General features: G+C 41.4%; 19 protein-coding genes and 1 pseudogene. 16 read left to right on the top strand and 4 right to left on the bottom strand.

Annotated features, from left to right (window positions below; translation table 11 throughout):
* Nucleotides 1–3 precede the first annotated feature (3 nt).
* The 9 genes from DK187_RS12055 to DK187_RS12015 all read left to right on the top strand — a co-directional run bounded on the left by DK187_RS12055 (nt 4) and on the right by DK187_RS12015 (nt 10,732).
* Nucleotides 4–516, top strand: coding sequence for a hypothetical protein (locus tag DK187_RS12055; protein ID WP_162623509.1), 513 nt, complete (start codon nt 4–6; stop codon nt 514–516).
* Entirely contained in the window at nt 513–1,910 is a 1,398-nt protein-coding gene (gene tssK, locus DK187_RS12050) for a type VI secretion system baseplate subunit TssK (protein WP_111607596.1), read from the top strand. Before DK187_RS12055 ends, tssK begins: the two co-directional genes overlap by 4 nt.
* Nucleotides 1,907–2,656 carry a DotU family type IV/VI secretion system protein gene (locus DK187_RS12045; protein ID WP_111607595.1) on the top strand — a complete coding sequence of 250 codons (750 nt, stop codon included), beginning with the start codon at nt 1,907–1,909 and terminating at the stop codon, nt 2,654–2,656. The genes tssK and DK187_RS12045 overlap by 4 nt, the downstream gene beginning before the upstream one ends.
* Nucleotides 2,641–6,729: a type VI secretion system protein gene (locus DK187_RS12040; RefSeq protein WP_111607594.1), complete on the top strand. Its 4,089-nt coding sequence runs from the start codon at nt 2,641–2,643 to the stop codon at nt 6,727–6,729. The genes DK187_RS12045 and DK187_RS12040 overlap by 16 nt, the downstream gene beginning before the upstream one ends.
* Before the next feature lie 59 nt (nt 6,730–6,788).
* A complete protein-coding gene (gene tssA, locus DK187_RS12035) occupies nt 6,789–7,946 on the top strand; it encodes a type VI secretion system protein TssA (protein ID WP_111607593.1) in 1,158 nt (385 codons plus the stop codon).
* 301 nt (nt 7,947–8,247) lie between these two features.
* Complete coding sequence (locus DK187_RS12030; RefSeq protein ID WP_111607592.1) at nt 8,248–8,685, top strand: GNAT family N-acetyltransferase; 438 nt, start codon at nt 8,248–8,250, stop codon at nt 8,683–8,685.
* Nucleotides 8,686–8,825: 140 nt separating this feature from the next.
* Nucleotides 8,826–9,350, top strand: coding sequence for a hypothetical protein (locus DK187_RS12025; protein ID WP_111607591.1), 525 nt, complete (start codon nt 8,826–8,828; stop codon nt 9,348–9,350).
* A 164-nt stretch (nt 9,351–9,514) separates the two neighbouring features.
* Nucleotides 9,515–9,802: a hypothetical protein gene (locus DK187_RS12020; RefSeq protein ID WP_111607590.1), complete on the top strand. Its 288-nt coding sequence runs from the start codon at nt 9,515–9,517 to the stop codon at nt 9,800–9,802.
* A 432-nt stretch (nt 9,803–10,234) separates the two neighbouring features.
* Nucleotides 10,235–10,732 (top strand): hypothetical protein, encoded by a 498-nt coding sequence (locus DK187_RS12015; RefSeq protein WP_111607589.1) that lies wholly within the window; start codon nt 10,235–10,237, stop codon nt 10,730–10,732.
* A gap of 626 nt (nt 10,733–11,358) precedes the next feature.
* Here the strand turns inward: DK187_RS12015 and DK187_RS21095 are convergent.
* Nucleotides 11,359–11,541 (bottom strand): hypothetical protein, encoded by a 183-nt coding sequence (locus DK187_RS21095; RefSeq protein ID WP_162623508.1) that lies wholly within the window; start codon nt 11,539–11,541, stop codon nt 11,359–11,361.
* A gap of 31 nt (nt 11,542–11,572) precedes the next feature.
* Here DK187_RS21095 and DK187_RS12010 point away from each other — a divergent pair, with 31 nt between their 5' ends.
* Nucleotides 11,573–12,724 carry a GNAT family N-acetyltransferase gene (locus DK187_RS12010; protein WP_111607588.1) on the top strand — a complete coding sequence of 384 codons (1,152 nt, stop codon included), beginning with the start codon at nt 11,573–11,575 and terminating at the stop codon, nt 12,722–12,724.
* An 84-nt stretch (nt 12,725–12,808) separates the two neighbouring features.
* On the opposite strand, the gene DK187_RS12005 is transcribed toward DK187_RS12010, so the two are convergent.
* Nucleotides 12,809–13,156 carry a hypothetical protein gene (locus tag DK187_RS12005; RefSeq protein WP_111607587.1) on the bottom strand — a complete coding sequence of 116 codons (348 nt, stop codon included), beginning with the start codon at nt 13,154–13,156 and terminating at the stop codon, nt 12,809–12,811.
* A gap of 464 nt (nt 13,157–13,620) precedes the next feature.
* Here DK187_RS12005 and DK187_RS12000 point away from each other — a divergent pair, with 464 nt between their 5' ends.
* The 6 genes and pseudogenes from DK187_RS12000 to DK187_RS11980 all read left to right on the top strand — a co-directional run bounded on the left by DK187_RS12000 (nt 13,621) and on the right by DK187_RS11980 (nt 21,491).
* Nucleotides 13,621–16,818, top strand: a complete 3,198-nt coding sequence (locus tag DK187_RS12000; protein ID WP_162623507.1) for a contractile injection system protein, VgrG/Pvc8 family — start codon at nt 13,621–13,623, stop codon at nt 16,816–16,818.
* 2 nt (nt 16,819–16,820) lie between these two features.
* Nucleotides 16,821–19,460, top strand: a complete 2,640-nt coding sequence (locus DK187_RS11995; protein WP_111607585.1) for a DUF2169 family type VI secretion system accessory protein — start codon at nt 16,821–16,823, stop codon at nt 19,458–19,460.
* Between the two features lie 17 nt (nt 19,461–19,477).
* Nucleotides 19,478–19,720: pseudogene (locus tag DK187_RS21575) on the top strand (pentapeptide repeat-containing protein); the annotation flags it as partial.
* 33 nt (nt 19,721–19,753) lie between these two features.
* Nucleotides 19,754–20,545 (top strand): pentapeptide repeat-containing protein, encoded by a 792-nt coding sequence (locus DK187_RS11990; protein ID WP_420870151.1) that lies wholly within the window; start codon nt 19,754–19,756, stop codon nt 20,543–20,545.
* Nucleotides 20,542–21,081 carry a DUF3540 domain-containing protein gene (locus tag DK187_RS11985; RefSeq protein ID WP_111607583.1) on the top strand — a complete coding sequence of 180 codons (540 nt, stop codon included), beginning with the start codon at nt 20,542–20,544 and terminating at the stop codon, nt 21,079–21,081. Before DK187_RS11990 ends, DK187_RS11985 begins: the two co-directional genes overlap by 4 nt.
* Nucleotides 21,082–21,092: 11 nt before the next feature.
* The gene (locus tag DK187_RS11980; RefSeq protein WP_111607582.1) at nt 21,093–21,491 is read left to right on the top strand and encodes a DUF4150 domain-containing protein; all 399 of its coding nucleotides are present in this window, start codon (nt 21,093–21,095) and stop codon (nt 21,489–21,491) included.
* Here the strand turns inward: DK187_RS11980 and DK187_RS11975 are convergent.
* Complete coding sequence (locus DK187_RS11975; protein ID WP_111607581.1) at nt 21,481–22,068, bottom strand: hypothetical protein; 588 nt, start codon at nt 22,066–22,068, stop codon at nt 21,481–21,483. The genes DK187_RS11980 and DK187_RS11975 overlap by 11 nt on opposite strands.
* A gap of 12 nt (nt 22,069–22,080) precedes the next feature.
* Complete coding sequence (locus tag DK187_RS11970; protein ID WP_111607580.1) at nt 22,081–22,521, bottom strand: SPOR domain-containing protein; 441 nt, start codon at nt 22,519–22,521, stop codon at nt 22,081–22,083.
* Nucleotides 22,522–22,644 lie beyond the last annotated feature (123 nt).

Here is a 22,644-nt window from a genome sequence, read left to right as displayed (position 1 = left end):
ACCATGAAGATTGCCTTTTATGGTGTGTTTTGGTTATCAATACTTTTTTTGTCAGGTTGTGAGACGGCTGCAAGCATTGGCAATAGTCTTGATAAAGGCATGGCGAAAGTTGTGCCTTTCTATCATTTTGATAAGACATTATTAGAGTCTGTCTACATACAGTCTTCTGTCGACAGTAATAATAATGTACCGGTTGCACTGGATATTGTATTCGTCTTTAACGATAAGGCGGCGGAAGTGTTGAGTGCGTTAAGCGGTCCAGATTGGTTCATAAATAAAAAAAGATTATTACTTCGTTATCAGAAAAAGTTAGTTGTCAGTGAACAGGAAGTGGTGCCATACACAGCAGAATACGTTTTGATTTTGCCAAAAAATTATTTTAATGCCGTTTCTGTTTATCTTTTCGCTAATTATCTTGACCAAGATGGTCAATACCAAGCAGACCTTACTCAATATAAGGTGCTGAAAATAACTTTAAACAGGCAAAATTATTTGCTTGAGGAACATAAACCATGAGCCAATTTGATAGTTTGCCTCTTTCTGTTTGTTGGCATGAAGGAATGTTGTTATCTCCCCAACATTTTCAGCAAAATCATATCTATTGGGAGAATCAATTGCAGAGCCTGATGCGAAATATTCCCTATCATTGGGGCATAATAAATATGGCTATTGACGAGGCAAGGTTATTAGAAGGCGTGGTTTATTTAAAAAAACTACGGGCTATTATGCCCGATGGTCTTCAAATAAATTATGACGTCACTGAGCACGCTCCTATTCAGATTGATTTAAAAAAAGACGTGCAGTTTGACGATCAGGTTGCATTAAAGATTCAGCTAACCGTACCTATTCGCGTATCTGGTAGCGCAAGTAGCAGCTCTGATATTCAGCGTTTTAATGTCGTCGACGGGGAACTGGCGAAAGACGACAATACAGGAGATGGGGAGACTGAGGTTTTACGATTGCAGCCCATCCTGTCATTGCAAGTTTCCAATCGAGTACGAGAGCAATACGTTGCTTTACCTCTTTTGGAAATCAGTAAAATTGATAGTGCACAATACCAAGTAACATCCTATTGCCCACCGATGTTACGTATAGACGCCGACAATTTTATAGCCTATGAAGAAGCTCGAATGGAGCGCTTCCCCCTTCAACTTCGTTTACAAAATATGGCTTTTATGATTCGTAAAAAAGCACGACTTTTGGCTGGTTTTTCTGAAAATGGCGAAGAACTGTTGGGGAGCCGTGTTAGTGATCAACATCGATTGTGGATTCGCTCTATGGTTCAGCATTTAGCGGAGCTGGAATTGATAGTGGATAATGGTGTTAGTTCCCCTTGGATGGTGTATCAAGTATTAGCTCGATTGATTGGTTCAATGTGCGAGTTGGATTCAAGTCGTATTCCTCCTAAATTACCACCTTATCTACATTTAGATTGTGGTAGTGGGTTGGCATTTGCTATTCAGTATATCGAACAGCGATTGGAAGAAGTGAACTTACGTTACTCAAGTTTAGTCTTTGAAGAAAGCCAAGACGGCGTATTTTCCATTGCTTTTGATAAAGCATGGAGCCGAAATAAGTTACTTATTGAGTTAAAACCCCGCCAACAACAAACACAGTCCGATTTAGTTCAATGGATGACAGATTGTCGAATTGCATCAGGAAAAATACACAAAGAGCTTTCTATAAAACGCCTTTTAGGCGCCAGTGTTGAGCGAACTGAATATGATGAGGCGACAGGTATTACCGCTTTGCCTGGACACGTATTATTTTATATTTCAGTTGACCCTTTGTATGTAAAGTCCGGACAACCCTTAGTGGTGGCTTGTACCAATGGTAAGTTAAAACCAATGCAACCGAAGCGCATTGTTTTGCATCTTCCTCATGATGTGAAAATGAAAGAGGGTGAATGACGATGGCCAGAACAGACTTCAATCTTGTTAATTTGATGAATCAGTTTTATCAGCAGATTGCTATGGTTAAGCGTTGGATTAATCATGATCAGTTGGCCTTAGAAGCAAAAAAAATCCTGAAACTTCAGGCTATGCCTAATGACGAAGAAATAGCGACCGCCATTAGTTTACACCTGAGCCAATGGCTGGGTGATAAGCGTTTGTATTGGCGAGATAAATTGACTGAAAGGCAGCAAGTGTTATTAGATCAAGCTTGTTTTGCTATGGTAGCCCTTGCTGATGAATTATTTATTATTGAATTAGATTGGACAGGGCGAGATTATTGGCAGCGGGTATTATTAGAGGAGCATTTTTATGATAGTTGCTCAGCTGGTGGTACCTTTTATAGGCATTTAAATACTCTTTTAGCCCATGGCAAATATGATCAACTTGAAGTACAGCTGTGTGCCGTATATTTGCTTGCGCTGCGGCTCGGCTTTGCTGGGCGTTATCGCGATAAAGAGCCCATATTAGAAGTCTATCGCCATAAGTTATTTAAAATTATCACTCAACATCAACCTATAGCTGCTCAGTATATCCATGTTCAAGCTTATGAACATTGCATGGCGTCACAATATGAGCAGCGTCTCGCCCCATTATCGAATTGGTATCGTTGGACTGTTTACAGTATTAGCCTGTATTTTTTAATAGGGGCAGTGGTGTGGTTGTTATTGAATCAGGGGCTTGAAAAATGGCTACTGACCTAACTGGAATGATACGTTGGATAGAGCAATCTCTTTCAAAATTTGATCGTATTACTCTGCAAGTAGAGCGATTGTATCAAAGTCTTGTGGCGCGATTATCCCCTTTGATTGAGCAGCTTAAACCGATTTGGCAGGATCCTCTTTGGCAAATGATTGGCCTCATCTTATTAGTGATCATTGTCGTTGGGGTAGGATTATGGTTGATTAAAAAAGGCTCTAAATGGTTGCTGTTACTGACCAAGTCTTTGGTTCGGCTTATGTCATGGCTGGTTGATCTTTTTAGTATGCCAGTGCTTTGGTTGATTAAAAAATTTAGAGGAAAAGAAAAACCAAAAAATAAGAAGAAAAGTTATCGCCAGCTCGTTGGTATGGCTCAAATACGTCGCGCAGTGAATGCGATAGAGTATTTAACAACTCAACGAGAATGGCGCTATCAAGTAGAGTGGTCGCTTATAATTGGTCAGGAACAGAGCGGTAAAAGCCAATTAGTGCAATCTATTAAACAAGGTAAGCGAGCACAATTGTTACCAAGAGAGAAGCGCTTATTAACCGCGGCTAGTGGGTGGCATTTTTTTGACCATGGTGTGGTCATCGAATCTTCAATCGATACCTTGGATGATAACCTTGAGCAACTCAATTGGTATCGCCCAGAGCGTGCCCTTGATAAGATTATTTTATGTATTTCTGCAGAATCTCTACTGCATCCAGATGCGCCGGCAGCATTAGAAGAGCTTGGCGAACAGCTGTTTCAACAACTTTGGAAAACTCAAAAGAAGACGGGTTTTGTGCTGCCTGTTTATGTCTTTATCACGCAATGTGATCGCATTGAAGGCTTTCCAGCTTTCTGGAAAGCACAAGATGATAAGGTTAAACAGCAGATGATCGGTTGGTCAAATCCGTATCGCCTAGAAACCGCATTTAATGTCGAGTGGATACACGAAGCGTTTACGCAATTATTGGCGTCTTTACAAATTACTCAGCTGCAAGTGGCATCCGGTGGTGAAGAGATAGCCGACATAGACAGGTTTATGCTCTTCATACACCAATTTTCAGCTTTGCAGCAGCCGCTTACAAAAGTGATGGCGTCGACTTTTGTTCGTAGCAGCTTACAAGAGGCTTTACCCCTTAGAGGTATTTATTTTTGTGGGCAGTTAGACGATAAAACGGCCTTTATTGAAGATGTTTTTCAACAAAAAATCTTTGCAGAAAAACACCTTAGCTCCATATTAGAAAAACGTCGATTTTCTAATAATAAAGTGTTACGACAATTTCAGATTGGGGTTTTGGCTACTGCATTGGTAATGTCTTTGCTGTTTGTGTTCGATGTTACTCGTGTCGTTCAATTTAATACTTTTAGTCAAGATAAACTCAAACAACTTCATTCTATGTTGGTAGATTGTAGTGCTCAAGGCGCCGATACTTTTAGGCTCATGCAAGGTTTGAGTGATGTTGGTGAGCGTTTGTTGACGATATCTATGCCGTTGTCTTGGTTGGACATGATCGAGGTAGAAAAACAGCAATTGGTAGCGCAGCATTTGCTCGAAAAAAACCTTTTTATTGCTCTGGAGTGCCGATTAAAGCAAAGAGCTGATGCTCTGCTGTTGGCAACACAAACCCCTTTGGCAGTGGGTAATTATCAGGCATTGTCTCAACAGCTAGAGGATTACCAGCAAAATTTAATTGAATTTGAAAACGAGCAAGCGTCATTTGAAACACTCGCAGGTCCATTAAAAAATAATCGCGGGTTAAGTACGGCATTAGCTAAGTTACTTAATTATCTGTATGACAACCCGGTACCCAATAGTATTAATTTTGCCAGTGACCTTATTGTTGGGGCGGTACGTCGAGCCGAGTACAGTCCTAGTTGGATGCGTAACGACGAATCCTTAGTAAGCCGTCAGCTTAGTACGCAATTTTTAGAAACGCTCACAGGCGAGCTACAAATTGCTTTATTGCAACATGCTGAAAATATTCCCCTAGCACCACTAGAAGCTTTCAATGCCCAGACTGTTTGGATGGCGAGAGATCGGCGTTTGCCAGCGTCTACGGTCATCCAAGATTATAAAAAGTTAAGGCAATGGAGCGTCAAGACAAGCAATGATTGGCTTGCAAACTCGAACAGCACTAGTCCTTGTGGCCGCATTGCCGAACAAATGAATACATTACGCCAAGAACTGGTAGTGCATGGTTTTGACAGTCGTCAATTAGAGCAATTAGCCGAGCGCTTTTCGCCACAATCGTGTGATCAAATCGTGCGAGAAAGCTTTGCCGAGTTAAGTTTTGCTCCTTTTGGGGCGTTGTTTGAGTTTGGCCCCAAAGGGCTATTGATAAAAACACCTGAGCTGCAAAAATTAGCCGAAAAGGTCGAGGCTATTACAGAGCTGTCTTTTGTAAAAGACAGCTATCCTCCAGTGATAGATTCATCTGAAGGTGTTGATCAATGGCAGCAAGCGCCTTTGCAACAACTGATTGATGTTTTAGTGAATTATCAACAATTCACTGATGAGCATGGAGACACTGCGTTATTTAACAGTGCCTTGGATGTGCGTTTACAACAAGTCACAGAGCGCTTATTAAGTGCAGCCATGATACGACCTGCCCAACGCATAAAAGCGCCAAAACCAGTCAATGATCTTATTGATTATCGTGAAAGAAGTGTCGCAGACGCCGTGAATAGTTTTAAGCAGGTTCAAGAGCTCCTGTTACAAATTCAGATACTTCTTCAACAACTTGGTGATACCAGCAATGTTTTAAGGCTTAACCAACAAGTGCAGAAGTTCATTTTGCAGCAGCTGACTCAATTGGACAGGCTGGTGAGTGATTATCAACTCTATCAGCCTTTGCCTTTTCCTCAATGGCAAAAGCCAGATTTTGCTCAGGCAATGTTTAACATTCAGGATGATAAGCAGGCTGAACTTTATTTGACCAATCAGCAGCAAAAAATGAGCTATTTTGCGTTTAATTATGCTCAGCCATTATTGCAATACTTGCAAAACAGTGACACAGGGTTAAGCGATCCTAAAGTACAAATATGGATGGCTACTTTGCAAGATTTAGGGCGCTTTGAGCGTGGTGAGCCTAATAATCAGGTTGTCTTATTGAATGATCTGGTCACTCAAAAACTGGCCGATATTTCCAATAGCCAATGCCCACAGAGTGAATATTTTGATGCAACACACAGTTCTGGAAGTTGGTTTGCTAAACGTCGTGAACAAATAGAGCAGCAGGTTGGTTTGCATTGTAGCAGTGCCGATAAAAAAGCCCTAGTTGCACGCTATACATATTTAGCTGAACGCTTCAACCAAGAGGTTGCTGGTCGGTATCCATTTGCTGAGATACACCAAGCCGGTAACCAGGATTTGAACTCGAAAGCGTTGCAGGCGTTTCTCAAAGACTACCATGAAAAGTCAGAAAATCTCTTAGCTGATCTGGATAAACAAAACCAAAAAGACGGCAGTATTCCAGCGTCTTGGCGTGAATTTATCGAGCAGATGAATGTGATCGATGATTTCTTCGCTCAAACTTGGCAAGCCAAGAATAAACAGTGGCAAGTTCACATGCAGGTCACTTTTGACGCCCAAGGTGATTTATTAAAGGCTTCAGAAGGCAGTAATCAGATTATTGAATGGGTCTTACAAAGTGGTCGAACACAGGCGCTTTTCCCTAATGGCAATAACACTATCATTTGGTCACCCGGCAGTCGCATGCAATTGGATTTACGCTGGGCGACCGGCTCAGCCTATTTGCCCATTGGCTTACCCGGTATTCATTCTGATCCCACGCAATTGGGGACAGCAAAAGCATTAACCGCAAGTTTTGTCAGCCGAGGTTCATGGGGGTTGTTTGAGTGGCTGACGTTATACGCTAGCGATTCTGCCGAATTAGACAATGAGAGTATGTTGTCGTTTTACGTCCCTGTGGGGGTAAAAGGTGAGCGAGTGTATCTCGAAGAACCCGCGTATGTCAGTCGATCAAACTTATTGGTACAAGCGTTTGTTAGTGATGACAAAGGTGAGCAGCATGCCATTGTTTTACCGCGCCATTTTCCCACTCAGGCGCCGGGGTTAAATGATTAATAGTTAAATAACCAATGATCAAATACTGAATAGTGACAGGATTAAAATAGGAACCCATTATGAGATTCGAAGCGGCTACCCATTCCCCCGATGCCTACATGCAATTTCACATGGGCTATACGCTCACCCAATTAATGGCGCCAATAGGAGAGGAAAGGGTGGGTGCGTCGGTACGCCATAATGGTGTGTATTCTAGTATTAAAGAAGCTCGTAAGGCCGACGATCCGACTTTGCCGATGGGGGTTTGGACCTATGAATTTAAAACAGCCGACTGGTCGCAAGTTAAAAATATTGCTCTTAATGCCTTGGCTGAAAAAAGCAAAGATTTACAGCTAGGTATTTGGCTGTTTGAAGCGAATTTGCATTTAGAAGGTATAGGAGGCATCGCCCCAGCGGCTTTATTAATACAACAAATGTGCGAAATCTATTGGGCAGACATGCACCCAAAAATGCTAGATGGCGACTTGGAGTTTCGAACCAACCCTCTTAATTGGATTAACGACAAACTCACCCCCATTATCAAAAGTTTAGCCATGACTGAAACGAATCTAGATGGCGAAGAATTGAGCTGGAATGATTGGGAAAATGCCCAACATTTTGAAAAATTAAAAAAACAAAATCAACTCAAATCGCCTTGGAAAGGCCCAACCAGCCAAGATTTTAAACAACGTTTGGCCGCTACCGATACAGAGTATTTTTTGGCTCTTATTAGCCAATTAGAGGACGCATTGCAATCATTAGAGCGGCTACAAAAATGGTTAGACGACTGTTGTGGTGATGCGAGTCCAAGCTTTAGTGATATCAAAGGTGTTTTGCACCAAATAAACGACACTTTACATCAAGAGCTTACTCGTCGGGGTGTGTCTTTTAGTAGTCAGCTAATAGGCGAAGATAATGGTGCGGATATGAATGGCGATGGGGAGTCTGAGAATGGCGCAGGCCATAATAACGGTAGCGGAGGTGATGGAGAAGGAGGTAATGGAGAAAGGTCTAATGGTGTTCTGCTCACCCGTGATGACGCTTTTGCATCTCTGCGCAGGGCGGCTGACTTCCTAATCAAAGACGACCCACACTCCATGGTGCCTTACCTTATTTACACCGCCTGCGACTGGGGAAAACTCAGTGCACCAGAACTGTATCGAGAAATTTTTCTACAAAAAGGTGGTCAGATCAACGTGTTTGAAATTATGGGCATTGAAGGACAGGGAGGGAATTAATCCAACCCAATTGGGTAAAGAACAACCCAGCCAATAGAATAAAGTTAGAGCGGTTTTGGTTTTAGTGAATTGAAAAATAAAGGTTTTTATTTTTTATGCCGAATTCTTAAATTGGCAATCTTATTGCAAAACTAATGAAAGTGAAAATTAGGGTCAGATCAAGAAACTGTAGATACGGTAAAATTTTTGAACCTAATGGGTTAATTAACACAGAAAGGCTTATAACGTGGAGGGGTGAGTTTTTGCTCGGACCCTTCATTAGCAAATATTGTACCTCTCAGGTTCGTTATGGAGCATAAGAATGAATACAAGAAATCAAGTAACTAGTCGATCACGTTCTGGTAGTTTCAGTGGAACCATTACAGGTAACGTTAGCACAGGGTTATTTAGTTCACGCGAAGTTGGCTCTGCTCAATATCACCACAGTGCAACCAATAGAGTCACTACTGTATCTTCGCTTACGAATACTTCAGGAGCAACTGGTGCACATGTAGCCGGTGTTGGTACTGGGCTAATGACAGCTGTTGAAGCCTTAGCCGCACGTTCCGGAGCAACAAAAGTCCAAACTTCAAACACAGCTCCAACAGCTCAACCCTTTTATGAAAGAGTAGGGTATACACCGGAAATGAATCAATATGAGAATGCACGAAATGCGTTAGCTCCTTCTTTTGTCGGTGATCCCGTGGGGCTACATGCAACGTCAAAAAGAATGACTGCTACATGGGAAAAACCAATTTGAAAATTGGTGTCAGATCAAGAAACTAGAGAATATGAATAGCGCATGGTGAATAAGATTTGTTGATAATTGAAGACTTATAACCCAGAGAGAATAGTTTTTGATCTGAGCCCCAAATTTGAAGCCCAAAGAGGCAAATAATCATGAATCGAAATGCAAAGAAAAAACGCGATAAAGCACAAGAAAAACATATAGAAGAAGCTCGGACTGGTCAACATGACCATGATCGCGAGAGAACGGAGAAATTCGCCAGCCTTGCAAAGGCAAAATCTGAATCTAGAACCGAACCAGTACACCACGTAGTTATCACGACAAACCCAGCTTCGCACGGTCTAAAAATTAACCAGACTATCAATCCAGCAGATCCTAATACTAATATAGTTGCCAAGGACATAACTGGATCTGGATCTCAAGGACGACAGACGTCATATGAATTATCAGCTGACCCCGTGAAGGGGTCACACGGACGAGATCGTGCGGCACAATTTCATGTGCATTGGAGTGACGGTCCAGGAAAAAGAGCCGAAGCATCACACCAAAAAGTGAGTGCTAACGGTGAAACACGTTATCGAGCACTGAGTGTAGATAGTCGGAAGGCCTTAGAAGAACGTACCCGCGCCACAGGTTATGACGATACTGAGAAGCGTGCCGTAAAGGCATCAAAGTAATCAGTTGTCAAAATTTGGGTCAGATCAAGAAACTAGAGTAAGCGAATAACGTATGGTGAATAAGGGGTGGTTGATAATTGAAGACTTATAAACCAGAGATAATAGCTTTTGATAACCCCTAAATTTGAAAAAGTTACCATCATTTATCTAGAAGGATAATTGTTATGTCTAGTAAAGAATATCCGAAAATACAATCGCTCAGAGATGCTGCATCCGGTTTTTTTGGTGCTACGATAGGTCAATCTTCTAGGATCAAAGAACATTATGGACGCCTAAGCAGTGTGTCTCTTAATCAGCCAAGACACCACAACATGTTGGGAATTTTGTGTCACAGGAAAATCATGCTCTTTGGAACTCTACTACTCCTGTCACTCGACTTGATGTTTTTGCAATGGCTATTACCCCGTTTAGAAGGCCAGTGGCACATTTTTCCGCACAAAATGCAGTGGTAGGAAATCAAGGATATTTTGCTGATAACGAGTATTCAAGAGAAGCGTTGTCGGGTATTACCAGTGGTACCTTCTGACTTGCTAAGGTTCAAGATACCAATACTGTGCTACACATTTTTATATCAACAGATTGGTTTTTTCTAGGTATTGCTGTCGATGCTGTGTAAAACGTGCCATCAATTTCAAGGCAAGTGGTGCGGATAATGAACAGAGTTTGAATAGTCAGCTTGCGAAGACCATTTTTGGGATGGCATATCGGGTGGGTTTAGAGGGTTAGAGTTTTTGACTTGATTACAAATGTCACCATTATACCAAAAAACAGTGAATCACTACTAAAGCCACATGAATAAGAAAATGATAAATGGATAAACCATAAAGTTCTAGACGATATGAATATAGAAAAATAAAAAAAAAACAATGACAGGAGGGCATTTCATGCTCCGATTTTCAGCTAAAAAGAGTTTACAACAGATCGAAAATAAAGCAGGTACACTCAGCTTAAACTTCACACCAAAACGAAATTACCACTATGAAATGCTGAGCGGGAAATGGATAAAAACTGGTGATACTAAGATACCTAACACCATGTCGCACATGAGTAAAGAGTCACTAAATAAACACTTTCATAGCCATGGTCAAAAACATGGAGGGTTCACAGCCGCTGACGATTGGTCAATATCACAACAACAACATCTAAATAGGACATTAGTGGGTAATCAAAGCACATTGAATACGAGTATTAACGTGGGACGTATAACTTCTGTAACGAGATCTAATGACATAACTACAGTTCATGCTAATGACGTCACAACCACAAGTCTGGATAAACACAATCAACAGTGGATGAAACAACCTAAACTTGAAAGTCACAAAAAATTTGCAAAAGCAAAATTTGAGGAACAAAAGAACTACCATTTGAAGGGTATCGACTAATTTAGACGTCTTGGTCTTATTACATGATGATCCGTCATAAATCTATAGCGGCTTTATGAACAAGGGTACGTTAAACACTGTTGCAATGGGCGCGCAGCGGGGTAGAAATAGACTTGAATAAGGTGATAGAACAGAATTTGAAAAGTCAGCTTGCGAAGAGGTGATATAAGACGGAACAATATAAACGGCTGACAACTGCGACGAGCAATGGCACGATGCAGAACAGTAAAGCGTTCATACACAGGTGAAACACGGAGATCATGTTGCAATGGGCATGAATCTGGCTGGTTTGATAGGGTCGTTCTTAAACGATGGTAGGATCGCACATCGAAAACGAGTGACGAGACAAGACTAAAAGGACATTGAGGAACTAAGATGAGACCACACTATAGATCAAGCTTAGAGAGGATCTTGATCAATTGGGTGAGGTTACGTTGACTACTCAAAAGATGAATAACCCTGTCAGAAATCGAGTAGCTTTAATTAAAAAGAGAGTAGATTGCTCAGGTGTCAATAGTCCAGAGTAGAGCCTTGTTGTAGGTTAGCTCTTCATAATGAAACTGTGCAGTCGCTAAGAGCATGCCACGTTGGGAGGTGTGTCTGCTTTATTGTGCTTCTATTTACTCTCACATCATTCCTGCTGGGGCGAAAGTCCGTAAAAAACCACCCAGTAACAGGGTAGGTAATAACCCAATTCCACCGCGTTTTGACTCTTCTTCTAAGCTGAAAGCCAGTACACATGCCCCATAGCGCTCCCCCCCTTTATTGGCATCGATCCTGCTAATTCTCTCGTATAAGTTAAATGTCATGTTGGTAAAACATAGATGAGGCAGAGGAATTATGGTTGCACTGCAAAAACAAAGCCCTGTTATAGAGTCTAATGCTATTGAGCCCCATGAGAAGCTTGAAGAAGAGCATTGCTCTAAACCGAGTCAGCAGGATTGGGTGTTGGCGTTGCGTGATGTTCATCGGCAACCGATTTATGCTGGGGATAGGCTCTATTGGATGTTGCAGCTAAGGGATTATGTATACCAAAACACGTTATCTAATACTGAACTATCTGAGCGTCATTTCGTCACGGCAAAGTATCCAGTGTCAGATTATCTTCTTATGCTAGATCTTGCTGAGCGGCTCTGTGATTGGGTGATGGTTGATGAGATCAGTAACACTCTGTTAAATCTCGATGCTGACTGTTTAAGTAATGAGCAGTATAGCAAAATTATTGTAGCGAATGCCGAAGCCTGCGTTCAGTCGGGTAAGTCTTTTCAAGCGCTGCAAAGCGTTAAATGTGCCTTGCTCAATCAATATCAAAATGCAGAATTGCTTAGCTGTTATCGCTGGGTGCAATATCACGCTGAACGAGCCAATCAAAGCTCTATTCCGTGGCAGGATTATTGTGCAGCAGGACTCATGTTAACGCCATTGGAATCCTACCATATAGATGCTTATCGTTGGGTTTACTGCAAGCAAAGTGAGGGTGCTGCTAGCGTAGCAGATTTATGTAATCTACCGAATTTTAGTCATGATGATGACTGGTTAACTTGGTTACAGAATTGTCGTCATTACCACAATCATTACCTTTATGCGGTCATTCATCAGGAGTGGGGCTTTATTGGTTCAGTTTGCTTAGAGGTTTTTAACGGCATCGGCTTTTTTTATTATTGGCTTGGAGAGGATTTTCAAGGCTATGGTTTTGGGCCGCGAGCAGTGGCTATTTTGCTCAAACTTGGCGATCTGCATAAAGGCATGACAGCTTGCTATGCCAAGGTCTATGACAACAATCTGCACTCGCAAAAAGCGCTAGAAAAGATCGGCTTTTCGGCTTTACCGATTTATCTGGCAGCACCCTACGACAATGAGCTTTTGTATTATTTTGGGCCGGATAAAACTCAACGGCAATGGCGTGATGAATTATTAACCTTGTTCACCGATATGGGTTCTGATTTTAGATTGGAAGTCACCAGAGATTATTTATTGCATCATCTTATTTGATCGGATACCGCGGGTTACTCTTATTTTTAGTGGTTAAACGATAGGGATAGCTTGCTGTCCCTATCGATAATGAATACCTTATTGCTATGATGCGTGTTCTGACTCAGGTTCTGATTCTGGCTCTGGCTCATCTGGTGCGGCTACAACACTTTCTTCTACGGATTCTTCAATAGTGACCTCTTCTTCCACCACCGCTGGGTTTATTTTTGCATCGATGCTGGGTAGTACGACGTTATCCAGAAAGATTTCTAAGCTTTGCATGACTAGGACTTTTACATCATCAAGCGATGGGGCTTCTTCTCCTTCTAATGTGCCTTCTTTAACTAGATTAATGTGGTCTTCAATAATGCTGGTTAGGTTTGTTTGAATCGTGCTTTTTAACTTGGGTAACATAATGCCTAGCTGAATTTTGAATGCGATATTATCTGACATAGTGGTTCCTCTTTTGTAAATAAATTCTGATGAGTAAAACCCACGTGATGTAGTGGGATTCTTTCTTATAGTCATTGCTTTTCGTTTACTAATCGTAGCCAGCATATGTATAGCAGAGGTCATGCCATTACAGCCTTTTTTATTTAAAGGCATAAATATTTTGACTAATGATTTGATTTATAAAACGTTTTGCAGATTTTTAATGATTAAAAGAAAATAATTTACGTTTATTTTTGTGAGAAACTCATAATGTTGGGTATGAAATTCACCCGAAAATGGGTGATTACCGACCCAGTATTAATCACTTTCATGCGATGATTTTAATTAAATCTAATAATATCAACTGGTTAACTATCTGGCACTATTCCTGCTTTTAATTATGAATGACGAAGGATAAAAAATCATTGATACCAAAATGATCGTTGGTGTCTTTTTATTTGATGGATTAGTTGAGCGAAGATGGTATGACAGAAAATAAACTTCCCCTAGATTATATGGCGATAGAACCCAGTCGGCAGTTTGCTACCTCGTTATCGTTTAGTGTGGTGGCTGAATCTTCTGGTGGTGAGCTAAATAGTGACTATTTTCGAGTAGTGTCAGTAGAGGGGCAGGAACAGGTTTCTCAGCCTTTTAGCTTTACCATCAGTCTGCGTGCCAATGAGCGAAATGCGCCGCCCATTAATCCTCAAGATGCCAATCGCTCTTTTGCCAATCTATCAAAACCGTCTTATAGTCCGAATCAATCACTTTCTTTAGTACAGGGTGTTGGAGGAGATCTATTAGCGCAGTGGGCTCAGTTAGTGATTGGTTTTGAATCTTACCCAAACGCTATGGGCGAGCGAGATGGTATGTTTGATGCTCAAGCAACATCGAGTGTTGACCCTCTGCCGTCGCGATATTTTTCTGGCATTGTATCTTCGGTTAGTCAAAGTGCACCAGGAGAGTATAGCTTGGTGATGCAGTCTCCCTTGTTTCCTTTAACATTACGCAATCGCTATTTTGTTCATCAGGGAATGAATCTAGAACAAATTATTGGTGCCTTAATTACCCCCGAGCTATCCCGCTACGGCAAGCATTTTTCGGTACGTTATAAAATCGCTGGTTTAACTGCGACGAGAGTGCAAGATTGGATGCAGGCTGGTGAAACGGATTTTGCTATGTTGCAACGAGTCATGAAAAAAGCCGCTGTGCATTTCTATTTTATTCATAGTGAAAACGGTTTAACGCTTGTTTTTTCTAATCAGACAACGAGCCCTAATGAAGTCTACATTCCGGGCTGTAAAAAAGGGGCTCTCGCGTTACGTTATAGTTATACGGATGCACAATCACTTGGTTTACAGCAGAATGATTTATTCTGTCACTTAGCCTATCAGGTACAGATGGTGCCGCAGACGGTTGGCACAGTGTTAACTCGTCAGCAGGCCAACTGGGAAACTAACGAAGTGGCGAGTTTTAATAGTTTTCCTGCTACAGCAGACACGACAAAGGCGAATTATCTGTTTTATCAGAATTATTCTTATGGCGTCGATAAACGCGAATCTGAAGAAACACATCGACAGATTGCTCAGCAAGTAGCGACTCAACAAGGTACCTTGACGGGGGAAAGTACCTCAACTCTACTTAGCCCAGGATATACCTTTACCTTAAGCCAGATGGCGATAAATCCAAAAGACACAACCGAACAAGATGAAGACGGGAAATTGCCTGTTACCGCTGACAATTTGATGCCTATTCAGTTTAATGATAAGACCTTTGTGGTCACAAAAATAACCCATAAGGTGACGGAAAGTACGCCCTATTCTGGGACGCTAGAAGCGACATTGGTGTCAAACGGCACTGATTCAAAGAGCTCTGAGGCAACCTTTATTACCCCTTTTGAAATACAAGACACTCATCAAGGCAATGTGTTAGCTAAAGTGTTAAAAAGTGCGGTTCCTAAAAACCCTTATTTTTTCGAGAAAAATAACTTTCAAACCGAAATTACGTCCGTCCAGTATGGTGACTCATCATCTGGAGATTCGGTAACGAAACTGAAGCAAATAGGTTGTTTGGTGCAGTTTGCCACGGACGAGGGAACAGATATTAGCCATTGGGTGGCTCTGTCTAGTACATCGCAGACGGCTCCTGCCGTAAATTCTATGGTGCTGGTGGGGCGTGGCGATAATGAAAGTGAAATCCCACAGATTCAGCAGGTCGTGTCTTCTCACGGAGAGAAAACCATTCAGCCTGCCTTTTGGCGCAATAACAGTTGGACCTTTAATACCAATTGGGGAAGCAGCTGTAGTACCAGCTATGGTGATAGCATGAGTATACGCTTTGGCAGTGAGGCTAAGGCCGATTTAAAAACAGCGATGAATATCGTTCAAACTGCCTACAGTAACCCAACTGTCTTAGGGGCTAGTTTTGGCGGTGTGAGTTACGACATGGGCTGTTCTTTTAGTTACTCAACGACGGGCAAGGGAGCACAAGGTTTGGCTGGTGCCAGTGTTTCCCAGGGCAGTCGTTTTAGCGAGAGTCATAGTGAGCAGGAGTACAGCGTCAGTTATAACAATGCGCGGCAAAGCTTTTCTAAATCTAATAAGAGTGTCAATGTGTCTTATCAGGGGGCTTTCTCCGATAAGGTGGATGAAAATAACTTGAGCTTCATCAAAGGCAAAATTCCCAATCAGGAGATTATTGATATTTGCAATACGTTACCAGATGGTTCTAGTTATAACCGAAGTCATATTACTGGTAAAACCATTAATTTGAGTGGAATGGGCGCCGAACCACCGACAGCAGATCCTTCTAGCATCACCAGTCTCTCTTATTCTCATTCTATTATGTATGGAGATTCTGAAAATATTAATGAGCAGACGGGTGATAGTAAAAATACCAATACTCATAATGGTAATAGCACGAATTCATCGATGACGAATGGGAATTCTACCAGTAAAACGACAGTTAATGGCAATTCAAGCAGTGATACTAACGTTACCGGGAATGCGGATAATAATAGTAAAACGACTGGAGAGACGAATCAAAATGATATTTTTATTGGCGCAAGAAATAACTTAACAACAAGTGTGGCGGCGGCCAATGCTGTAAATACTTTTGTGGGGGCAACGAATGATGTTAGTACAAAGTTGTCTGTTGGAAACTCTATAAGCACTAATATAGGTGCATCTAATTCAGTAAATACATTCATCGGAGCTACCAACGATGTCAGTACAAAGTTGTCTCTTAGCAATTCTATAAGCACTAATATAGGTGCATCCAATACAGTAAATACCTTTATTGGAGCTACTAATGATGTCAGTACAAAGCTATCGTTAAGTAATTCTATGAATACGACCATAGGTACATCCAACTCAGTCAGTACTTTTATTGGAGCCACTAATGATGTGAGTACAAGGCTGTCTATGAGTAATTCTGTAAGCACCAATATAGGTTCATCCAGTTCTATTTCAACCAACTTGTCTGCAAATACGTCGATTAGCTCAACAATGGGATTAGATTTATCGGTTTCAACTCGAGGTGGATTATGTATATCTGTTGATAATAATGCAGGCGTAAAAATTCAGTTAGCAACTGGTAATGTCATCATTCAAGAACAAGAAAAAGTAGCTGCCGTCCAAAAGGGAATAGTAGCTAATATGGTCACAATGGCGATGACACTATAATTATGCAAATAATTAAGCCTGGTAAGTTAAGCCTCATTAGTAAGGCCTATGGTTTTAATGGACACCAATTTTCGGTAGGAGCATTGTGTTTTTTTAAGCTTGGCGCAGACAACGCCTTGCTTACTGAAATTAGCCAGTGGCCTAGAATCATAAAATACCTTGAAAATGGTGATTTACTCGATATGGGTTTTGCGAAGCCTAATGGTGAGTTATTAATAGCTGGTAGGGCGTTTGCTCCAAATAAAATCCCAGTCGCCAATATGACCGTGACTGTGTCACTGGGGCAGGTTAAAAAGTCATTAAAGATAATCGGTGATAGGTACTGGGGAGGAGGTTTGTTCAGTTCGGTCAGTACACCGGTAAAGTTCACAGACATGCCGTTGATTTATCAGAACGCTTATGGCGCAGTGGGTTATGAACAGAACCCTTTGGGTAAGGGGGTCATTGATAAAAAATATAAAAGCAAAGAAACAGACAGCTATGCTTTGCCTAATATTTATTTAGAAAAAGAAAGTCCAAAGGCGGATAAAGAGGTTCGTAGCGTAGCCGGCTTTGGTCCTTTAAGTATTCAGTGGCCGCAGCGTACTCGTTATCAGGGTAGCTATAATCAGCAGTGGCTTGAAAACGACCGTTCTGGATTTCCAAAAGACACCAATCCTAAATTATTTAACAGTGCCCCGTTGGATCAGCAAATAGAAGATTTTTTCCAGCCAGATACAGCCTATTCGATTAAAGGTATGAACGTCGACTATCACGTGATTGAAGGGAGGCTTCCTAACATTAAAGTGCGTGCCTTTATTTGTCAGCACGTTAAAGGCGTAGACGTGTTTAAAGAAATTTCAACCGCCATAGATACGGTGTGGTTTTTTCCTGAATTGGAGCTTGGAGTCTGCATTTACCGTGGAGTCACTCAAGTGAATGATTCCGATGGATTGGATGTGAAAAAATTGATGTTGGCCTGCGAAGGCGCGAATGATGCCCCGCGAACGATTGAATATTATCAAGATGTAATAGCCTTACGTACGGACCCAGAAACAGCGCTTGCTCATGTGTTTAATGAGTCGCAGCTAATGCCAATGAAAACGAAAGATCAGCAGCAACATTATGACAACATTCATGCTGAGGCAAAGCGTTTACATCAGCAAAAAATCGATCATATCACTGAGTTACAGATGGCAAAAATACAAGCCGACAATCCAAATATTCAGCTTCCTTCATTAGAAAAAACACCACCAGATGTCGACGAACCTGGTCCTATCCCTCAGGAACTTTTAGAAAGCGGTGATATCGATTTGTCACCCTATATAGCGTACGCCAATATGGCAGCTGAAAAAGCCAACGCTGACATGGAATTACAATTATCCGAGTTAAAGCAGCTACAAGCTAAATACTCGAAACAACAGGATAAGGCGTGTGAATCCAGTTCTAGCATGAAAGCTCGGGTAAATAATAGGGTGTATGTTACGGCAACGGATTTAGAGGCGTTTACTTCTTATCAGCCTCCAGAGTGGATGACTGCGCTACCGCCCGAAAACGCACTCACGTTCGAGCAACAAAAAGAGGTACGGCAGGCCGAACAATCGGCTGCGAAAAGTACCAGAGAGGCTCGCCAAAATGCGCCCGAGGTAACTGTTTTAGCTCAACCATTACCAGAAAACGGCGCTCAACAGATGCGGGAATGGGTAATTGAGCTAATGGCTTCCTCTGTATCATTGGCGGGTAGGGATTTGGCTGGCGCCGATTTATCTGGCTTAGACTTTTCTGGTTTGGACTTGCGCGATGTGATGCTGGAAAAAACAGATTTAACCTCTTGTAACTTTGCTGGGTGCCGTCTTGATGGGGCGGTTTTTACCTCAGCGATATTAAACTCAGCTACTTTTACAAACTGTTCAATGATTAAGGCAAACTTGGCGCTTACTTATGGCAAAGAAACGCGCTTCAACCATAGCAATTTAAGCCATGCGAATGTTACGAAAGCGGAATTTGATCACTGTGACTTCAGCGATGCCATGCTAGATCATATATTAGCAGTGAACGTCAATATGCAATCGAGTGTTTTGCATCGTATTCAATGTGCAAAAGGGACTTTTATGGAGGCTAAGTTTACTCAGAGTGATTGGCAAAAAGCCAGTTTAAAAAACTGTATTTTCTTTCAGCCAGAATTGCAAGGTGCTAACTGGCAAAATGTAACGTTAGAGCGTTGCATGATGTTGGAAACTAAGGCGGAAGGGGCTGACTTCGCCGGTATAAAAGCAGAAAAAGTTCAGTTCAGTAATAAGGGAGATTTTCGGCAAGCTGATTTTTCTAATGGTCTTTGGAAAACATGTGGTTTTCGTGGATTGGATATGAGCCAGAGTAAAGGAAACGGCTCGGTATTTATTGAATGCGATTTTGGCGAAGCCCTACTTGAGAGTAGCCACTATCAGAATGCTCTGTTTCATAATTGCATTATGACGTTAGCTAAATTTGATCGCAGTGACCTAAAAGAGGTGTGTTTTAACGCCAGTTCATTACGAAAATGCCAGTTTATTGCTGTGGATTTACGCGGTGGCGAATTTTTAAATAATGATCTGACTGACGCTGCATTTGATGACTGTTTGACTGACGATATGAAACAAAGCCCCATGCCGTCGATTAACTAGGTGTAACAAGGTGACTGATGAATAAATTACAAATCATTCAAGAAAAACTCGCCATGTGCCAACCTATCATCGGGGTTGATTTAAGTGGTGTGACGTTTGATCGTTGTGTGCTAGAGGGCGCGGTATTTTTAAATTGCAATTTTAGTGGCAGCCATTTTGACCATTGCGATCTGACTCGAGCTGTTTTTACGCAATGTGACTTCACTCGGTCTTTTATAAACCAATGTAAGCTGAATCAATCGAGCTTGATACAGTGTGATTTTAAAGGGTCGTCATGGGAAAGTGCTTGTGAAATGGCAACGCTTAGCGAGTGTGATTTCAGTGAATGTGTCTGGCAGGATATTAGTGTTAAATCGTCCACATGGCATCAGTGTGTATTCACCCGTGCAACCTTTACATCTTGTCAGTGGGATACAGTGACATTATCTGAAATGGAATCCAGTCACGCTGTTTATGAAAGCTGCACTTTTTATAATATTGTTTGGCTAAAAACGGATTTTAAGACCATTCAACTTAATAACTGCAGCTTCATCCAAGCCTTGTTGCTTGAGTGTGACTTTAGTGGTCAAGATCTCAAAAAAATCACCCTAAAATATTGCACTTGTAGTGAAAGCCTATTTGTTGGAACGCAATTATCTGCAGCGGATCTTTATAGTTCTAATTTTTCAAAATGTGTATTAACCGATGTTGATTTTAGTCAGTCAAAATTACAGCAGGCGTTGTTTATCGAAAGTAAAATCAACAACTGTGTTTTTGATAAAGCGGATTTAAGTAATGCGAATTTTCAGCAAGCGGAAATAAGTCAATCAACCTTTGTATCCTGCCCGATGTCACAAACTTGGATGAAAAGTTTAACCGCTGATCAGGTCGATTTTACAGGTACAGATTTGAGTTATAGCAACTTCTCTTATAGTGATCTTAACAAATGTAATTTTAGCCGTTCGACTTTATTACGAACCGTGATTCATCAAGTCATAGAAAAAGACTGTCGTTGGCAGGGGGCAGATAAAAGCCAGTTATTAACCACAGATGCTAATCAGAAAGCGATTGATGACAAGCTTGCAAAATTTGGAGTAACACCATGACTCATGTTTTAAAATTAAGCGCGAAGACGCTTCCTAACGTTGTTCCTAAAGAAATACAAGTGACTTATGGTGGATTAATTACCCGTTTTGATAAGCTTTCTAACTCTTGGATAATTGATGATGTTTATAGTGCTACCTGTGCCGTTAGTTTACTGATCCAGCCTTGTGTGGGTGATACGGTATGTTTTGTTGAGATGGCTGAGGAGTATTACATTACTCAATTGCTGTCTCGAAAAAACGAAATAGAAACGTTAACGATTTCATCGGATAAAAAAATGCACTGGCAGGCACCTGAGCTAAAGTTTACGGCTTTTGAAAATCTAGAATTGATTTCTTTAGACAAGATGGCATTGATGAGTAAGAACTATGTCATGTCTGTGGCAAATACTATGATTCAGCAGGCAGAGAACCTACTTCAAAAAGTAGGTCAGTACTCTTTATCTGCCAAAGGGCTATTGAGAGTTCATGGAAAGCATCAGGTGATAACTGCTGAAAAAGATGTTCGTATTGATGCCGAACGGATAAATATGGGGTAAGGGGAACGATTATGTTTGCTAATACACAAATGCCAGCGATGAATTTTGCTTTTCCAGACGTGTGTAAAACCATTGTAGGGCTCGCTGTTGTACCGATTCCATATCCCAATATTTCTATGACAACGATGGCGATTCCCAATGTTCCTAATATTTTTATTATGGCCATGCCCAATCATAATTTAATGACAATGGTGCCCATGTCTAATGGCGATGAAGCCGGCATTGCGATGGGAGTCGTTTCAAGTTTGATAATGGGCCCAACACGACACTTATTTGGTAGTGTTAAAGTCTTCACATCGATAATGCCAGCCACAAAAATGTTGTCTCCAACTGGGCAAAATGGGATGGTTCCAAATGCTGTTGGTATGACATTAACACCATGCCAGCCAAAGGTTCTAATTATGAGTTAATGTCTTTGTTATTCGAGTGGATAGTTGAATTATGGGGTTGTTGTTTGTCAGCCACAATGTGGTGCGATGGTATAGCGTGCTGATCGGAAGCATAGGATATAGGTTCCCTATGGTCGCTTCGCTTGCGCATTGCATGGGGGAGGGTGTTCCGATTCGGATAAATAGTTTTACTATCAGCATTTGGAGATAATTGTGTTCTCAGTTTCGTGCCTGGTGCAGCATCACTTCTGCTCATAGTTAGCCCTCCGCTCATGCCACTCATATACTCTCGAGTTGAAGGGTTTAGTTTATGAAAAAGGGATGATTCAGTACGGGTTGGAAGTAGCCCTCCGTTGGATGTTTGGCTAGGTCGACGTAATGAACTACTGGTGACATTCATCGCATCTAGGGTGCGGATTTGTTGTTCTGTTGGAGAGATACCACCATTACCAAATAAAGAGTCGAAATGGCTCGTTTGATGATCGCCAAAAGCGTTGCCTAATTTGAAGCTCTGCGCCGTGACAGCATTCATCTTGCCCTTTTCTTTGACAACACGCACCATCTGTTGATGGTTTCTTAGTGGTGGCAAATAGTTCATATCACGCTCCGGTTAGCTCTTTGACATCTTAAGATCTTTAGGCAATAGCATAAGTGTAGCGGATATCTTCTGGTTCTCCAGTACTCGTTTTTGTTGCTCTGCTTTTTCCGCTGTTGGGTATTGATTAAGTAAAAGTAAATACCACTCTCTATTATTATCCACGACCTTTACGATGAATGCTTTACTAGATAGGTCCATAGACTCTGCCGCATTCACGGCTTGTTGTAACTGGCTGTATAAACCTAAACGTAGGGTGAAAACCACGTCATTGGGGGGTGGAGTGATAAGTAAAAATTCTGTCATGGGCAACGGTGCAAAGAGAGAGTCCTGGCTTATTGTGTAATTTGTTTGCTGGCTAAGGTATTGCGAGGAGGGCTGCGGTTTGGGAAGCAATAAACTGAGTCCAATACCGACCAATAATAATACTAAGAACGCGAAAAAAAATTTACGCATGATAAGACTTTATGAGTAATTTAATGAAAATATCCGTTTTTCTAGAGTTTAACTTAAAAGCCTTTACAATATTCTTTTTTTTGTGAGTGTTAACGTGAGACGTCACAGATGTTCACGTTAACA

It is taken from the genome of Marinomonas arctica (assembly GCF_003259225.1).
Lineage (GTDB): Bacteria > Pseudomonadota > Gammaproteobacteria > Pseudomonadales > Marinomonadaceae > Marinomonas > Marinomonas arctica.
This window is presented reverse-complemented; position numbering and strand designations above follow the sequence as displayed.

Bases quoted from the DNA above. Each gene is read 5' to 3' on its own strand.
- DK187_RS12055 (WP_162623509.1), top strand. From the start codon at position 4: ATGAAGATTGCCTTTTATGGTGTGTTTTGGTTATCAATACTTTTTTTG.
- tssK (WP_111607596.1), top strand. From the start codon at position 513: ATGAGCCAATTTGATAGTTTGCCTCTTTCTGTTTGTTGGCATGAAGGA.
- DK187_RS12045 (WP_111607595.1), top strand. From the start codon at position 1,907: ATGACGATGGCCAGAACAGACTTCAATCTTGTTAATTTGATGAATCAG.
- DK187_RS12040 (WP_111607594.1), top strand. From the start codon at position 2,641: ATGGCTACTGACCTAACTGGAATGATACGTTGGATAGAGCAATCTCTT.
- tssA (WP_111607593.1), top strand. From the start codon at position 6,789: ATGAGATTCGAAGCGGCTACCCATTCCCCCGATGCCTACATGCAATTT.
- DK187_RS12030 (WP_111607592.1), top strand. From the start codon at position 8,248: ATGAATACAAGAAATCAAGTAACTAGTCGATCACGTTCTGGTAGTTTC.
- DK187_RS12025 (WP_111607591.1), top strand. From the start codon at position 8,826: ATGAATCGAAATGCAAAGAAAAAACGCGATAAAGCACAAGAAAAACAT.
- DK187_RS12020 (WP_111607590.1), top strand. From the start codon at position 9,515: ATGTCTAGTAAAGAATATCCGAAAATACAATCGCTCAGAGATGCTGCA.
- DK187_RS12015 (WP_111607589.1), top strand. From the start codon at position 10,235: ATGCTCCGATTTTCAGCTAAAAAGAGTTTACAACAGATCGAAAATAAA.
- DK187_RS21095 (WP_162623508.1), bottom strand. From the start codon at position 11,541: ATGACATTTAACTTATACGAGAGAATTAGCAGGATCGATGCCAATAAA.
- DK187_RS12010 (WP_111607588.1), top strand. From the start codon at position 11,573: ATGGTTGCACTGCAAAAACAAAGCCCTGTTATAGAGTCTAATGCTATT.
- DK187_RS12005 (WP_111607587.1), bottom strand. From the start codon at position 13,156: ATGTCAGATAATATCGCATTCAAAATTCAGCTAGGCATTATGTTACCC.
- DK187_RS12000 (WP_162623507.1), top strand. From the start codon at position 13,621: ATGACAGAAAATAAACTTCCCCTAGATTATATGGCGATAGAACCCAGT.
- DK187_RS11995 (WP_111607585.1), top strand. From the start codon at position 16,821: ATGCAAATAATTAAGCCTGGTAAGTTAAGCCTCATTAGTAAGGCCTAT.
- DK187_RS11990 (WP_420870151.1), top strand. From the start codon at position 19,754: ATGGCAACGCTTAGCGAGTGTGATTTCAGTGAATGTGTCTGGCAGGAT.
- DK187_RS11985 (WP_111607583.1), top strand. From the start codon at position 20,542: ATGACTCATGTTTTAAAATTAAGCGCGAAGACGCTTCCTAACGTTGTT.
- DK187_RS11980 (WP_111607582.1), top strand. From the start codon at position 21,093: ATGTTTGCTAATACACAAATGCCAGCGATGAATTTTGCTTTTCCAGAC.
- DK187_RS11975 (WP_111607581.1), bottom strand. From the start codon at position 22,068: ATGAACTATTTGCCACCACTAAGAAACCATCAACAGATGGTGCGTGTT.
- DK187_RS11970 (WP_111607580.1), bottom strand. From the start codon at position 22,521: ATGCGTAAATTTTTTTTCGCGTTCTTAGTATTATTATTGGTCGGTATT.